The organism is Idiomarina xiamenensis 10-D-4 (genome assembly GCF_000299895.1).
GTDB classification, from domain to species: Bacteria; Pseudomonadota; Gammaproteobacteria; order Enterobacterales; family Alteromonadaceae; genus Idiomarina; species Idiomarina xiamenensis.
The window spans coordinates 109,800-124,954 of the sequence record NZ_AMRG01000006.1; the positions used below are offsets into that span (position 1 = coordinate 109,800).

Genomic DNA, 15,155 nt, shown 5'->3' on the forward strand with positions numbered 1-15,155 from the left:
GGAAAAGTTCACCACCAACCTTCGATCAGGCCGTTGCAACATGACCGCCGTTTTAGTCGTCATTGCTATTATTGCTTACCTTGCTAGCGCGCTTATCGCGCTGCGTCAATTAACGCCGGGCAAGCCCCAACGTCAATTATTAGTCACTGCGCTGGCCGTAATCGGCCTGTTGGCGCATGGTGGCTTGCTATTTTATTTATTGCAAGCCGACCAATTTGACCATTTAAACATTGCCAGTAGTTTGTCTACCGTGGCTTGGTTACTCGCCTTGCTCTCGACACTGCGCGGCAATAAGGCGGGAAGTTTGTTATTACGCCCGGTGATCTTACTGTTTGCCGCGCTCAGCACGCTGCTATTAGCTCTGGCACCGGTCGACTGGGGTGCTAATTTAGACAACAAACACGGCTTGGTTATCCACATCGTATTGTCACTGGTCGCTTATGGTGTACTAGCATTAGCTACGTTATACGCCTTGCAACTGATGTATTTAAACAGCGTTTTAAAAGCCCGCAAAGCCAACGTGTTAGCAAATTATTTACCACCACTGTTGACCGTTGAAACTTATTTCTTTCGATTATTGACCGCCGGCTGTGTGCTACTAGCTTTTGCTATTATCAGCGGTTTCGCCTTTTTAGATAATATGTTGGCGCAGGCGCAAATTCACAAAACGGTGCTCTCTATTCTAGCTTTTGTCATCTATGCGGTGGTGTTAATTCGTCATCGTTGGCGCGGTGACCGTGGCAAAGCGGTAGTGATCACCACCGTTATCGCTGGCTTTATCCTCACCTTGGCTTATTTTGGTAGTCGCTTTGTCAAAGATATTCTACTTAGCTAAGTCGTTTACTCGCTACCTAAAGGCTTGACTTCGCCAGCACGATGCCTAAATTATCAAGTTTTGGTCTACGCCAGTGGCGTAGCACTCTTTGGTTTGAATCATAAAGGATCCCTTTCTTGGACGACATATCGACGAGTACGTTGCTCATAATTCTTGCCGTACTACTGCTGATGTCGGCATACTTCTCCGGTTCCGAAACCGGTATGATGTCGGTCAACCGATACCGCTTGCGTCACTTGGCGCAGCAACAAAACCGCTCGGCGTTGCGTGTACAAAGCCTGCTCGATCGCCCCGACCGCCTGATTGGTCTAATACTGATCGGTAACAACTTAGTTAACATTGCCGCGTCGTCCATCGCTACCATTTTATGCTTACGCTGGTTTGGCGACGCCGGTATTGTGGTCGCCACCTTTGGCTTAACCTTGGTGATTTTGATTTTTGCCGAAGTGACGCCAAAAACTATCGCCGCTATGTATCCTGAGCGGGTCGCGTTTCCCAGTTCTTTATTATTAAAGTGGTTACTAAAACTGTGTTATCCGTTGGTCAGTTTCGTCAACATGATCACCAATGGTTTTATGCGTTTATTGGGGATTAGACCGAGCCAAACACAGGGTGCCGAGGCCCTCAGTTCAGAAGAGTTGCGCACCGTTGTTAACGAAGCCGGGAGTTTAATACCGTCATCGCACCAAGAGATGCTATTAAGCATTTTAGACTTAGAAAAAGTTGCGGTTGAAGATGTCATGGTGCCACGCGCCGATATCATCGGCATCGACATCAATAACGATTGGAAAGTTATTGTTAAACAGTTATCGCAAGGCCAGCATACCCGGCTATTGCTGTATCGCGGAGATATTGATGATGCTATTGGCTTTTTACATGCTCGCGATATTATGCGCTTGATGAGTAAGAATCAGTTTGAAGCCGATAAATCGATTCTGGTTAGGGCTGCTCGCGATATTTATTTTATTCCTGAAGGCACGCCGCTAAACGTACAGTTATTAAAGTTTCAGCGCAACAAAGAGCGCATTGGCTTAGTAGTCGACGAATACGGAGATATTCAAGGCTTAGTGACATTAGAGGATATTCTTGAAGAAATCGTCGGTGACTTCACCACCAGCATGAGTCCAACCCCAAGCGAAATTGTGCATCCGCAACCCGACGGTAGCTATTTGATTGAGGGTAGCGCCAACATTCGCGAACTCAATAAAGAGATGAACTGGGAATTACCCACCGACGGTCCAAAAACAGTTAGCGGTCTGATCATCGAGCAACTAGGCGATATTCCGCAAGTCAATATGAGTGTACGTTTAGCCGGATACCCAATAGAAATCATCGATGTTAGCGACAACACCATTAAAATGGCTCGTATTCAGCCCGACTATTACTTATCGCCAACGCAAGACGAAGATGGCTAGCCTAATAAGCACGCTAGCCATTTCTCGCCAACGCAGTATTAACCAAAGAACAGACGCCATAACCAGCCGTGTTGCAAATCTTCTTCACAGCTGCGTAATTGTGCGCCGTAGGTTGACGCTCGGCTTTTGACGATACGCGAGGTTTTGACTAGCCAGGGTTTCTGCAAATACGTTTTGCGACGGTAACCACCCCACCCTTCGTGATAATTTAGATACTGACCGTACGCGTCCCACTTTGAAACACCGTTGATTTTATGCGTTTTCCAAATAAACCAACCCATGAAATCAATGGCATCTTCAAAACTATCGCGGCTAGCCCAGCTGTTGCCGGTTTCGCGTTTGTAATCTTCCCAGGTTGGCGTTTTTGCTTGCGAGTAACCATAGGCAGAGCTCACACGCCCCCAAGGAATAAACCCCAGTAGATAATCACGCGGCGGCAACGCGTCATGACGAAACGAGCTTTCTTGATACATCATTGCCATTGGCACTTGAATAGGCGCGCCCCAGCGATCACGCGCATCAGCGGCGGCATGGTACCAATCGCGGTTTTCTTCAAAAATATCACATAAATTATCGGGGTTTGACGGTGGCGGTGTCGCACAACCAACCAGCAATAAACTAGCCGCCACTAACCCAGTTCGGCGTTTTGTTAACGTCACTGACAATCCTCGCGCACGATTATTTTTATATCGATGAAACTTTTTTACACTAGCTTAGGTCATAGTAGACAGATGAACACACTTCATGGTTCTCCCCTAGTGTCTTTTTGGCGCCGTTTTTACGGCGCCTTTTCTTTTAGCGCGCTATGTAATCCAAATAAACCCGCCTATGGCTTAAGCGACACTATCATCCAAAGCGTCGACCGCACGCGCAGCGTTAGCGAAATAGGTCGTTAAAAACTGGCTAAAATCGCTACCTTTATCGTCAGTCTCGCGTTGTCGTCGGGCCTGTATCGATTGCTCCGCCCAATCACTAAATTGCTGCTCACTGAACTCCGTTAAACGATGCTCAAGCAATTCAGCCTTATATTGTTGTGCTAAACGTAACGCCAATTCGGCGTTACTTTGTCCATCGCGCAATATCGATAGTACCTGTCCCGACAGCGTCAACTCCGGATTGAGCACGCACTGATAGAGCTGGTGCAGCGTCTGCGCATAAGCACTGTCATTATTGGCACTGTCCAGCAAAGGTACTAACAGTTGCAAATCGGCAAACAGTTCTTCCAACCAATCGACCATCGCTCGCGATTGACCGTTATCATCCAAGCTTAAACGAGGGTCACGACCGTCCAGAACCACTTTATTAAAATTTTTCTCGGCTTGCTGCTGTTGTTGCAAGCTCATCTCAGCGCTGGGCTGCAGCAAGCAATAAAATAGTAACAAGTCTAAAAAACGCATTTGCTCTGCCGTTATGCCGACATCGCTAAACGGGTTAACATCCAATGCCCGCACCTCGATGTACTCAACGCCACCGCGCTCTAGAGCCTGAGTTGGGGTTTCATTACCTTTAGTGACACGCTTTGGACGAATCGTGGCATAAAACTCGTTCTCAATTTGCAGGATATTCGCATTCAACTGGCGATACTGCTCGCCGTCTTTGACGCCAATTCGCGCAAACTGCGTCGATGGCGTTGAGATCGCGCGGCGTAAACCGGCGACGTAATCGTCCAGCGAGTTATAGGTAATCCCCAGCGCCGCTTGTTCTTTATTGGTATAACCCAAATCACTCATGCGTAATGAGGTCGCGTAGGGGCGATACAATGAACCATTCGGCAAGCGCTCAAAGCTTAAATTTGCCTGCGCATGCTCAACGAAAGATTCGCAAATAGCCGGTGAAGCCCCAAATAAATATGGGATCACCCAACTGACACGCTTAAAGTTACGTATCAAGGCAAAATAGCGCTGAGAAATAAAGCGTTGGTTTAACGGTGCTTGCTCAAGCTCGGCCAAGGCCTGCCAAATTCCTTTCGGCACCGAGAAGTTATAATGCACACCGGCAATAATTTGCATCATGGCGCCATAACGCTCAGTTAAACCTAAACGATACAACGTCTTCATACGACCACTATTTGAGCTGCCGTATTGCGCCACCTGAATATCGGCAACATCACCGACATAACAGGGCATACTGACCGGCCACAGTAATTCATCGCCCAAAGCACGGTAAGTTACCGCATGAATATCACGTAACTGTGCTAAGGTTTGTTCGATATTGCTGGCTACCGGCGTGATGAACTCCATCAGCGATTCGGCATAATCAGTGGTGATCATAGCATGTGTGAGGCTGGCTCCCAGCTGGGCTGGGTGAGCCGAGCTCGCCAACGTACCATCGGCGTTGATACGTAATGCTTCACGCTCAACTCCTCGTTGAATTTGTCCCCAGGCAGGTCGCAAATCCGCGTTTTGCAGTGCAGCCACTGCGACGTCAAATGTCGGTTGCAAAATCGTTACCCGTACTCTCAGTGTTCCTGAAAAGATAGCGCTCAGCTTACTGTTAAAAAGCGCTGTCGTCCATGCGATATTTAATCGGCTTGGCGATGTCGCTAGCACATGGCATCATACGTGCAGACATCGCCAACTAACTATCATAGCCAACCATTATGCTGATTTCGCCAAATCGATGGCCCTACTTGCAAGCCAGCTTCGCCGTCTTACAGTTAGCAAGCTTAGCACTTTTTCTCTTTTTACCGCCACCCTTCGGCGCTTATGCGCTGGCTATTATGGTGGTACTGAGTTTATCACTAAGTGGTTTACTGTGGTGGAACAGTCGTCGCAACAGCCTGCGCGAACCCTTAGCTCAGCCATTCCTGTCAAATACCTCACTACAGCTGTTACAACAGGTATTCAACGACTTACCGACTCGCGTTTATTGGCGTGATAGCGAACTACGCTTGCTTGGTGGTAATCGCGCGTTTGTGCGCGACCTCGGCCTGACCGAAGCCAGTGAATTAAACTTAGCAGTCAATGATAGTAATGCCGCCAACCAACAATTACGCGAACTGGATAAAATCACTTTAGAGACCGCATTCGCCAATTGTAATCAAGAGCTGGCGATTAGCTTAGCTGGCGAGCAACGTTGGGTTGAACATTCCAGCGTTCCTTTGTATGACGACCACCAACGCATGATCGGCATTTTAGGAAGCTATTACGATATAACGACGATCAAGGCGGTCGCGGCGGCGATGGAACAAGCGAAGGAGCAAGCCGAACAAGCCAACCAAGCCAAAGGTGAATTCTTGGCCAATATGAGCCACGAAATTCGTACGCCCATCAATGCCATTGTCGGTATGGCTAACTTATGTTTGAAAACCGAATTAGATGCCAAACAAACCCGTTACTTGCGCGTCATTGATTCGTCCTCCAAGGCGTTATTAGGAGTCATCAACGACATTCTCGATTTTTCGAAAATCGATGCCGGCAAGTTGGTGATGGAGCAAATACCGTTTGATTTAGAAGATGTGCTGACCACCTTAGCGGATATGTTCGCCTTTCGCGCTTACGATAAGGACTTAGAGTTCATTATTAATCTACCGGCCAGCATTCCTACGCTGCTACTGGGCGATCCGCTACGCTTAAATCAAGTGTTAGTGAACCTGGTCAGTAACGCTATTAAGTTTACCGAAGACGGTGAGATCAATGTCGGTGTTACGCTGCTAGATAAGTCAGAAGATAAAGTCTGGTTACGTATCTCAGTAACCGATACCGGTATCGGCATGGACGAAGAGCAGCGCGCAAACTTATTTAAAGCCTTTACCCAAGCTGACACCTCAACCACCCGTAAATACGGTGGAACCGGGTTAGGTTTGGCCATTTCCCGACGTTTAATACAACTGATGCACGGCGACATTGGCGTCACCAGCGCAGCGGGTCAAGGCTCAACCTTTTATATCGAATTAACCCTGCCGCTGCAGGACAGTCAGGACAGCTCGCATCATCAAAACCTATTAAAACGCCTACAAAATACTCGTATTCTCGCCATCGATGATAACCTCAGCACCCGTGAGATGCTTTATGAAATGCTGAGCGCTTATGGTATGCAAGTAAAAGTTTGCCGCACCGCGGAGCAAGGCTTAGCGCTGCTAAACGCGGCAGCCGAAGCGGAACAACCCTATCAAGTCGCGCTGGTTGACTGGCGTTTACCTGGCATGGATGGTATTGAGTTCTGCCAACAAGTTACCCAAAATAGCCAACTGCACGACAAGCCTAAACTGATTATTGCCAGCGGTTACTATGCTGAAGAAATGTCCGATCAAGCCCATCGCGCCGGCGTCGCCGACTTTATTACTAAGCCCTATACCGCCGCCACCCTAGCGCGCTCGTTAACATCCGTGCTCAGCGGCCAACAAGGTAAACTCGGCAGTGAACAACCCAGTCGACAGCAAATCCCCGAGCAAATTCGACAAGCGCCCATTTTAGTGGTCGAAGATAATGAAATTAACCAGCATGTCGCGCGCGAATTGCTCACCGGTCACGGTTTTCAGGTGGACATCGCTGAAAATGGTCAACAGGCCGTCGATAAAGTCCAACAGCAGTCGTATGCGATGGTATTGATGGATATTCAGATGCCCGTCATGGACGGCTATAAAGCGGCTGAAACGATTCGCCAGCAGTTCTCCTATCAACGCTTGCCAATCGTCGCCATGACCGCTAACGCCATGACCGGCGACGCCGAGAAGTCATCAGCAGCGGGTATGCAGGGGCATCTCGCTAAACCTATCGACGAAGACCAGCTCTTAGCCATGTTAATTCGTTGGTGTATTCCTGGAGATTATCAGCAACAGCGCACGACTAGTACCGCTCCAGCCAGCGCCAGCGCAGCACCAGTCGAACGGCCGAAACCGCGTTACCCGCAGAGTAAAGGCGTTGATTTTGCCAGTGCATTGGCACGCTTGCAGCATAATGTCGATTTATACGCTAAGCTGGTTGACCAATTGGTCGAGCAATATCGAGGCAGCGCCTTAAAGGTGGCCGATTTCATTACCCGTGGTCAGCATGACAGTGCGCGCCGTTATTTCCACTCGCTCAAAGGCGCCGCCGCTAATCTCGGCCTAACGTTATTGCAAAAGCGCGCCGCCCTACTTGAGAGTTCGATGGCAAACAGTGAAATCGATAAAGTCGCTGACCAAATTACCGGTTTGGAACCGCTGCTTGAACAAGCCAGTCAAGCCGCCTTCGATTTACGTGAGTGGCACAAGCGCCAACCTAATCAGGAGAGTCAAACATGATAAGACTGTTTGTGATCATTCCTATCGTACTCTGTTTGCTATGGCTGGTTTATCTACGTTGGCACGGCTGGAGCCTCAAACAAGGCCGCCAAGGCTTTGTTTATATTATCGTGTTCAGTGCCACCATTGCTGCTTTTTATAGCGTGATGCTATGGCTCACGCAGTATTAGCCACCGACCAACGCTAATAGAATACCGGCCGCAACAGCCGAGCCTAACACCCCAGCAACATTGGGGCCCATGGCGTGCATCAGCAAAAAGTTTTGAGGATTAGCCTCGAGCCCAACTTTGTTGACCACCCGAGCCGACATCGGCACCGCAGACACGCCAGCAGCACCAATCAATGGATTGATGGGGTGACGGCTAAACTTACCCATCAGTTTTGCCATTAACACCCCGGCGGCAGTACCCATTGCAAAAGCACAGGCGCCGAGTAGTAAAATACCTAATGTCTCTATCCGTAAAAACTCATCAGCGGACAGTTTAGCGCCAACCGCCAAGCCGAGAAAAATCGTGACGATGTTGATCAGTTCGTTTTGCGCGGTCTTGCTCAGACGTTCAACCACACCTGATTCACGCATCAGATTACCTAAGCAAAACATGCCAACTAATGGCGCCGCCGAAGGCAGCAGTAGCAGCGTCAGCACGACCACAATCAACGGAAAGGCAATACGCTCACGTCGTTGTACCGGACGCAATTGTGCCATCTTAATGGCGCGCTCTTGCGGCGAGGTCAGCAGCTTCATGATTGGCGGTTGAATAATCGGTACTAATGCCATGTATGAGTATGCCGCCACGGCGATGGCGCCGAGTAAATCAGGCGCTAGCTTTGAGGCGAGGAAAATTGCGGTAGGACCGTCGGCGCCGCCGATGATAGCGATCGCCGAAGCATCCGCAAGGGTGAAGTCGAAGCCTGGTACCGCATTCAGTAAAATCGCACCAAACAGCGTAACAAAAATACCAAACTGTGCCGCGGCGCCCAGCAACAATACACGCGGATTGGCTAACAGAGGACTAAAGTCGGTTAACGCCCCGACGCCCATAAAAATCAATAACGGAAAGACACCAGTATCAATCCCCACTAAATAGATGTAATGCAGAATACCGCCAGCGTCATTCATGCCTGCCAAGGGAATATTGGCCAGTACGGCACCAAAGCCAATCGGTAGTAGTAATAACGGTTCAAACTTTTTGCCAATTGCTAGATACAGCAGCACAAAGCCAACCATGATCATCACCAGTTGGCCCCAGCCCATGGCGGCCATACCGGTACTTTGCCAGAGTGTCTGTAGCTGCTGCATATGGCGTTAACCCAGCGTTAGCAAACGGTCACCAACGGCCACCGAATCGCCCTCAGCGACGAACAGTTCGGCGACCTGACCAGCTTGCTCTGCTTTGATATCGGTCTCCATTTTCATCGCTTCCATGACCAATAAGGTATCGCCTTCGGCGACTTGCTGACCGGCTTTCACCAACACTTTGAAAATCGTTCCTGCTAACGGAGCGGTGATGCGTTGCTGAGTGCCGCCTGCGTTTGTCACCTTATTATCACTCGCTGCGCTCGGCTGCGTGGTCGGTGACGTGCCTGACTCGCTAGCGGTCATGGTGCCCGCTGGCCCCACTTCGACATCAAACAGTTGACCATCGACTTTAACCTGATAACGCTCGCCTGCGCCTTGATTGGCCTGAGCAGCATGGCTGGCAGCCGACGCCGAAACGGCTTTGCCTTGTTGCGCACGTTCATCGCCAGCACTCGGCGCAGGTTCAAAGGCCTCGGGATTACCTCGATTTTTTAAGAATTTCAAACCAACCTGAGGGAATAATGCATAGGTTAAGACGTCGTCGACCTCTTGTTGCGCCAGCGTAAACCCTTCTTTGTCAGCAATTTCTCTGAGCTCTTCGGTTAGCGCCTCTAACTCATCCTCCAACAGATCGGCTGGACGACAAGTAATCGCCTCTTTGCCCTTTAGCACGCGCTCTTGCAATTCACGATTAACAAAGGCTGGACTGGCACCATACTCACCTTTTAGCACGCCAGCGGTTTCTTTTGAGATAGTGGCATAACGTTTACCACTGATCACATTTAGCACCGCCTGAGTGCCGACAATTTGTGAGGTCGGCGTCACCAACGGGATATAACCAAGATCTTTGCGCACCTCAGGGATCTCATCTAACACTTGATCAAACTTATCCAGCGCATTTTGCTCTTTCAGCTGATTTTCCATGTTGGTGAGCATGCCACCGGGTACTTGTGCCAATAAAATACGGGCATCGACGCCACGTAACGAGCCCTCAAACTGTGCATATTTTTTTCGCACTTGGCGGAAATAATCGGCGATATCGCTAAACTGTGACAACGCTAAGCCAGTATCCCGCTCAGTGCCCTCTGTCATGGCAACAATGGTTTCGGTGGCTGAATGGCCGTACGTCATGCTCAAAGGCGAAATAGCGGTATCCAGCATATCAATGCCAGCTTCAATCGCTTTTTGGTAAGTGGCGCCACTCAAGCCGGTGGTAGCATGACACTGCATCGCAATCGGAATGTCGACGGCCTGTTTTAATGCACTGACCAGTTGATAGGCATCATTAGGCCGTAACAAACCCGCCATATCTTTTATACATAATGAATCACAGCCCATATCAGCCAGCTGTTCAGCCATTTTTACCCATTTTTCTTTGGTATGCACAGGGCTAACGGTATAGGCCAAAGTACCCTGTGCATGGCCCTCGACAGCCTTAGCCGCGATAATCGCGGTTTCTAAGTTACGCACATCGTTCATGGCATCGAAGATACGAAAGACATCGACGCCATTTTCTCGCGCCCGCTCGACAAAGCGTTTCACCACATCATCGGCGTAATGACGGTAGCCAAGTAAATTTTGGCCGCGCAACAACATTTGCTGACGGGTGTTAGGCATGGCTTGCTTCAATTGTCGAATGCGTTCCCATGGATCTTCACCCAGATAGCGAATACACGCATCAAAGGTGGCCCCACCCCATGATTCAACCGACCAATAACCAATGCTGTCGAGCTGCTCGGCTATCGGCAGCATGTCGTCGATACGCATACGGGTGGCTAGTAATGATTGATGGGCATCCCGGAAAGCTAATTCGGTCAGCAGCAAAGGCTTACTCATAGGTACTCCTGTGTCTTATGTCGCGACACTAGCGGCGTTGACGATACTGGTGGATTGCAGCGGCAATGACAGCCAACGTGGTACTTGAAGGGGAAGTCATAGAGTCGCTATTCGGCGCTAGTGTTTGCTGGTTAACCAGCAGTTTACTGGAAACGACAATCACCGCGATAAGGATCAGTAAGAAACTAAAGACGGTTGCCATACCAATAGCCATTAACCAAGCGGCAGCAATGAGCGAGTCGGCCATAAACCACTAACTCCACGAGTTAACAAAGTGTTAACGACATTTAAGCGAAAAGTTTTGGATTATGCAATGTTAGCAGAGAGGGAGATAGTCGTTATTCAGCAGAAAAATAGCGGTAGAAAAAATGGCGCGCTCGGGAGGACTCGAACCTCCAACCGCCTGGTTCGTAGCCAGGTACTCTATCCAGTTGAGCTACGAGCGCATCATCGGGGTTATCAAGACTGGCGCGCTCGGGAGGACTCGAACCTCCAACCGCCTGGTTCGTAGCCAGGTACTCTATCCAGTTGAGCTACGAGCGCGTTACTGGCGGTGAGGGAGGGATTCGAACCCTCGATAGGGCTACAAACCCTATACTCCCTTAGCAGGGGAGCGCCTTCAGCCTCTCGGCCACCTCACCGCGTCTTGATGGCGTTGAATTCTAGCGATGTTGGCTATAATGTCAAACGCTTTTTTCCAAATTGGTGTTCGAATGTGGGATATTTAACCATCTCGTTTAAAAAACCTGCAAAATCGCCCATTTTTGATGGTTAATAGGGATTACATCAGACATAAAAAAACCGGCGACATGGCCGGCTCTATTGCATAAACCTAATTAAATAGACCATCACTACTACTCAAACGTCAGCACCAAGATGACTTTTTACAACAGACTATGTCTGTGAGCCCTCTTCACCACTATCGTCTTCTTTTTCTGCCTGAATACGCATGTAAATTTCTTCACGGTGGACAGAAACTTCTTTGGGTGCGTTGACACCTATCCGAACTTGGTTTCCTTTCACACCCAAAACGGTCACGGTAACTTCGTCACCTATCATTAAGGTTTCACCGACTCGGCGAGTTAGGATTAACATGGTTTGCTCCTTCAATACTGTCCAGTTCTCGGTAAGCGAACAACGAACATTTCCCTTTATGGTTGACCGATCGGTAGTCGGAACGTCCCAACGTCAACTAATTTACGCAATCAATCAATTACGATCTATAGAGTGAGTATATAGTAACAAGCATTACGCAAATTACACTATATTAATCTACATAATTGTAACCGAATCTAACGTAAGCCGTTATTCGCCTTCCCGATAACTCTAATCACTGACTCTCTAACCACTGCTTAGCAGCCGCTAATGCCGCACTCAACTGTTCAGGTTTCGAACCTCCAGCTTGCGCCATATCGGGGCGACCACCGCCTTTACCTCCTACCACGGCGGCCGCTTGGTTAACCAATTCTCCAGCTTTTATTTGACCAACCAGATCCTTGGTAACGCCAGCGATAAGGCTGACTTTTTCACCATTAGCTGTACCCAATACTACGATGCCCGAGCCGATTTGGTTCTTTAAATCATCGACTAACTCACGGAAAGTTTTTGGATCAGCGCCAGGCAACTCAGCGATGATCACGTTTCGTCCATTAATTTGTTGAGCTTGACCGAGCAAATCTGCACCGGCTTGAGCAAACTAGCAATCAGTTTCTCTTGCTGCTTTTGCTTATCTAACAATGCCTTAACGCGCTCAACTGCCGCCTGACCATCACCTTTCAAGAGCCCAGCGATGTCAACCAACTGACGCTGTTGAGCTTGCATATAAGCAATGGCGGCAGCACCCGTCATCACCTCTAAACGACGGATACCGGCCGCGATACCCGACTCAGAAACAATACGGAACAAGCCAATGTCACCGGTAGCCGATACATGCGTACCGCCACATAGCTCGACCGAGTAGTCGCCCATAGTGACTACTCTTACATTGTCGTCATATTTTTCGCCAAATAACGCCATCGCACCAGCAGCTTTCGCTGCCTCAATCGGCATCACTTCAGTCGTTAACGGTAAGTTACGTCGAATTTGCGCGTTCACCGCACGCTCTAACTCAGCAATTTGTTCTGCGCTAACGGCTTCAAAATGAGAAAAATCAAAGCGCATGCGCTCGGCCTCAACCAATGAGCCTTTTTGGCTAACGTGTTCGCCCAATAAGTCGCGTAACGCGGCGTGTAATAAGTGTGTCGCCGAGTGGTTACGCTTGATCGCTTGCCGACGCTCATCGTCAATCCGCGCGTGCACACTGTCGCCAACGGCGATATCGGCTTGCGCCTGACCATGATGACCAATCGCCTTGCCAATATACTGGCTATCTTTCACCACAAAAGTGCCAGCGGCAGTTTGCAGTTCACCGGTGTCACCAACTTGGCCGCCCGATTCCGCATAAAACGGCGTTTTACTTAACACCACAATGCCGTTATCACCTTTGTTTAAGCGCTCGACTGCTTTACCGTCACAGAATAGTTCGACCACCGTGGCGTCATCTTCGGCTTGCTCATAACCACTAAACTCGGTTTGCTGCTCAGAGCGTAGTTGCTGGTTATAATCGACACCAAATTGCGACGCCTGTTGCGCGCGCAGGCGCTGTTCAGCCATGGCCTCGGCAAAGCCTTGTTCATCAATTTTTAATGACTTTTCACGGGCGATATCGGCGGTTAAATCTTGTGGAAATCCGTAAGTGTCGTACAAGCGGAACACCACATCACCCGGTATGGTATCACCGTCTAATTCGGCAATAGCGTCGTTTAAAATGGCCAGTCCACGCTCCAGCGTGCGCGCAAACTGCTCTTCTTCGCGCTGCAATGCGTCTTCGATAATTTGCTGCTTAGCGACTAACTCAGGGTAGGCTGCGCCCATTTGTTTAACCAGCTCAGCCACCAACTGGTAAAAGAAACTACCTTTTGCGCCGATCAAGTTACCGTGACGCACGGCACGACGGATAATGCGTCGTAACACATAACCACGGCCTTCGTTCGAAGGCATGACGCCATCGACGATGAGGAAACTGGTTGAACGTATATGGTCGGCGATAACCCGCAGTGATTTGCTACTTAAGTCCTGACAGCCGGTCGCCTTGGCAGCCGCTTTAATTAACGCTTGGAACATATCAATATCGTAATTACTGTGCACGCCCTGCATGATCGCAGCAATACGTTCCAAACCCATGCCGGTATCAATCGACGGTTTGGGTAGCGGTTCCATGGTACCATCGGCCTGACGGTTAAATTGCATAAACACCAGGTTCCAAATTTCGATGTAGCGGTCACCGTCTTCTTCAGGCGTTCCTGGTGGTCCGCCCCAAACCTCTTCGCCGTGATCATAAAAGATCTCGGAGCACGGCCCGCATGGTCCGGTGTCACCCATCGACCAAAAGTTATCTTTTTCACCAATACGCGATATACGGTCGCTTGGTACGCCAATTTCTTGCGCCCAGATATCGTAAGCTTCGTCGTCCTCGGTAAATACCGTCACCCACAGCTTTTCCGCTGGCAGTTGTAACACCTCGGTCAGGAACTTCCATGAATAATTAATCGCTTCGCGCTTAAAATAATCACCAAAGCTAAAGTTACCCAGCATTTCGAAGAACGTATGATGGCGCGCGGTGTAACCCACATTTTCAAGGTCGTTGTGCTTGCCGCCAGCGCGTAAGCAGCGCTGTGCCGAGGTAGCTTTGTCATAACCGCGCTTTTCTGAACCAATAAAAACGTCTTTGAACGGCACCATACCGGCATTGGTAAATAACAATGTCGGGTCATTACCGGGGATCAAAGATGCAGACGCCACCCGCTGGTGGCCCCGTTCAGCAAAGTAACTCAAAAAAGCTTCGCGAATCTGGGCACTGGTCATGCTCATCGAATATATCCTGTTAGCTAAGTCTGTAAGTGACAATAAAAGTGCAAATTTTAGCAGCGCATGCTAGCACGAAAGCAACATCACGCCTAGACGCTGCGACTAGTCAGCAACATCGTTTGTCGCCAGCGTATGCTTGATTTGGTCGGGTAAATAGCCGCGCTGTTGCAAGTATCTAGCTTGACGCTGCCATTCTCTGCCTGGGCTGGGTAAGGCTTCACCAAAGCGTTGTTGGCGACGCGCCTGGCAGCGCTGTAACCAGTCTATCGACAGTTCAGCAAAGGTCTCGTTTATCGACGCTGCTGACAAACCTTTTTGCTGCCCCGCCGCAATAATTTTTAATGGCCCATCGCCATTCGCCAAGCGTGCCCGCACAAAACTCTGCAAAAAGCGTTGTTCACTTTGCCAGCCCTGCTCCGCCGCCCATTGCAACGCCTCGTTAATCAGCTCGACAGGCCAACCCTTTTGTTGCAGCTTGCGGCGCAATTCTAGTTGGCTGTGTTCTCGCCGGGTTAGCAGTCGCAATACGCTCTGCCGCAGTTGAGCAAGTTGCTGCTGCGCAGCGTCTTCATCCGGTGCTGAATTAAACGACGTCATAAACCTTCCAGTGCTGCCTACTTGGCAGAAAAATCATGGCAC

The 15,155-nt window shown here is 49.5% G+C and carries 12 protein-coding genes, 3 tRNA genes and 1 pseudogene; 4 read left to right on the forward strand and 12 right to left on the reverse strand.

What is annotated here, in order from left to right; genetic code table 11:
• Window positions 1-40: 40 nt before the first annotated feature.
• Both A10D4_RS06260 and A10D4_RS06265 read left to right on the forward strand, forming a co-directional pair.
• Window positions 41-835 carry a cytochrome C assembly family protein gene (locus tag A10D4_RS06260; protein ID WP_008488435.1) on the forward strand — a complete coding sequence of 265 codons (795 nt, stop codon included), beginning with the start codon at window positions 41-43 and terminating at the stop codon, window positions 833-835.
• 116 nt (window positions 836-951) lie between these two features.
• Window positions 952-2,250 carry an HlyC/CorC family transporter gene (locus A10D4_RS06265; RefSeq protein ID WP_008488436.1) on the forward strand — a complete coding sequence of 433 codons (1,299 nt, stop codon included), beginning with the start codon at window positions 952-954 and terminating at the stop codon, window positions 2,248-2,250.
• A 38-nt stretch (window positions 2,251-2,288) separates the two neighbouring features.
• Here the strand turns inward: A10D4_RS06265 and A10D4_RS06270 are convergent, their stop codons facing one another.
• Both A10D4_RS06270 and gshA read right to left on the reverse strand, forming a co-directional pair.
• On the reverse strand, window positions 2,289-2,909 hold the full coding sequence (locus A10D4_RS06270; protein WP_008488437.1) for a transglycosylase SLT domain-containing protein: 621 nt from the start codon (window positions 2,907-2,909) through the stop codon (window positions 2,289-2,291).
• 174 nt (window positions 2,910-3,083) lie between these two features.
• Window positions 3,084-4,691 carry a glutamate--cysteine ligase gene (gshA, locus tag A10D4_RS06275; RefSeq protein ID WP_008488438.1) on the reverse strand — a complete coding sequence of 536 codons (1,608 nt, stop codon included), beginning with the start codon at window positions 4,689-4,691 and terminating at the stop codon, window positions 3,084-3,086.
• A gap of 158 nt (window positions 4,692-4,849) precedes the next feature.
• Between gshA and A10D4_RS06280 the strand changes: the two genes are divergently transcribed.
• Window positions 4,850-7,474: a response regulator gene (locus A10D4_RS06280; RefSeq protein ID WP_008488440.1), complete on the forward strand. Its 2,625-nt coding sequence runs from the start codon at window positions 4,850-4,852 to the stop codon at window positions 7,472-7,474.
• Window positions 7,471-7,644, forward strand: a complete 174-nt coding sequence (locus A10D4_RS14180) for a hypothetical protein (RefSeq protein ID WP_008488441.1) — start codon at window positions 7,471-7,473, stop codon at window positions 7,642-7,644. The genes A10D4_RS06280 and A10D4_RS14180 overlap by 4 nt, the downstream gene beginning before the upstream one ends.
• Here A10D4_RS14180 and A10D4_RS06290 read toward each other — a convergent pair.
• The 10 genes and pseudogenes from A10D4_RS06290 to A10D4_RS06330 all read right to left on the reverse strand — a co-directional run bounded on the left by A10D4_RS06290 (window position 7,641) and on the right by A10D4_RS06330 (window position 15,113).
• Entirely contained in the window at window positions 7,641-8,774 is a 1,134-nt protein-coding gene (locus A10D4_RS06290; protein ID WP_008488442.1) for a sodium ion-translocating decarboxylase subunit beta, read from the reverse strand. The genes A10D4_RS14180 and A10D4_RS06290 overlap by 4 nt on opposite strands.
• A gap of 6 nt (window positions 8,775-8,780) precedes the next feature.
• Window positions 8,781-10,610 (reverse strand): sodium-extruding oxaloacetate decarboxylase subunit alpha, encoded by a 1,830-nt coding sequence (oadA, locus tag A10D4_RS06295; protein ID WP_008488443.1) that lies wholly within the window; start codon window positions 10,608-10,610, stop codon window positions 8,781-8,783.
• A gap of 28 nt (window positions 10,611-10,638) precedes the next feature.
• Window positions 10,639-10,857 carry an OadG family protein gene (locus A10D4_RS06300; RefSeq protein ID WP_008488444.1) on the reverse strand — a complete coding sequence of 73 codons (219 nt, stop codon included), beginning with the start codon at window positions 10,855-10,857 and terminating at the stop codon, window positions 10,639-10,641.
• 122 nt (window positions 10,858-10,979) lie between these two features.
• Window positions 10,980-11,056, reverse strand: a tRNA-Arg gene (locus A10D4_RS06305).
• Between the two features lie 20 nt (window positions 11,057-11,076).
• A tRNA-Arg gene (locus tag A10D4_RS06310) sits at window positions 11,077-11,153 on the reverse strand.
• Between the two features lie 5 nt (window positions 11,154-11,158).
• Window positions 11,159-11,251 (reverse strand) — tRNA-Ser (locus A10D4_RS06315).
• Between the two features lie 253 nt (window positions 11,252-11,504).
• On the reverse strand, window positions 11,505-11,705 hold the full coding sequence (csrA, locus tag A10D4_RS06320; protein ID WP_008488445.1) for a carbon storage regulator CsrA: 201 nt from the start codon (window positions 11,703-11,705) through the stop codon (window positions 11,505-11,507).
• A 235-nt stretch (window positions 11,706-11,940) separates the two neighbouring features.
• A pseudogene (locus tag A10D4_RS14580) lies at window positions 11,941-12,303 on the reverse strand (DHHA1 domain-containing protein); the annotation flags it as partial.
• Window positions 12,246-14,519 carry an alanine--tRNA ligase gene (gene alaS / locus A10D4_RS06325; RefSeq protein ID WP_474515756.1) on the reverse strand — a complete coding sequence of 758 codons (2,274 nt, stop codon included), beginning with the start codon at window positions 14,517-14,519 and terminating at the stop codon, window positions 12,246-12,248. The gene alaS and the pseudogene A10D4_RS14580, both read right to left, overlap by 58 nt.
• A 99-nt stretch (window positions 14,520-14,618) precedes the next feature.
• On the reverse strand, window positions 14,619-15,113 hold the full coding sequence (locus A10D4_RS06330) for a regulatory protein RecX (protein WP_008488446.1): 495 nt from the start codon (window positions 15,111-15,113) through the stop codon (window positions 14,619-14,621).
• Between the last annotated feature and the right edge of the window lie 42 nt (window positions 15,114-15,155).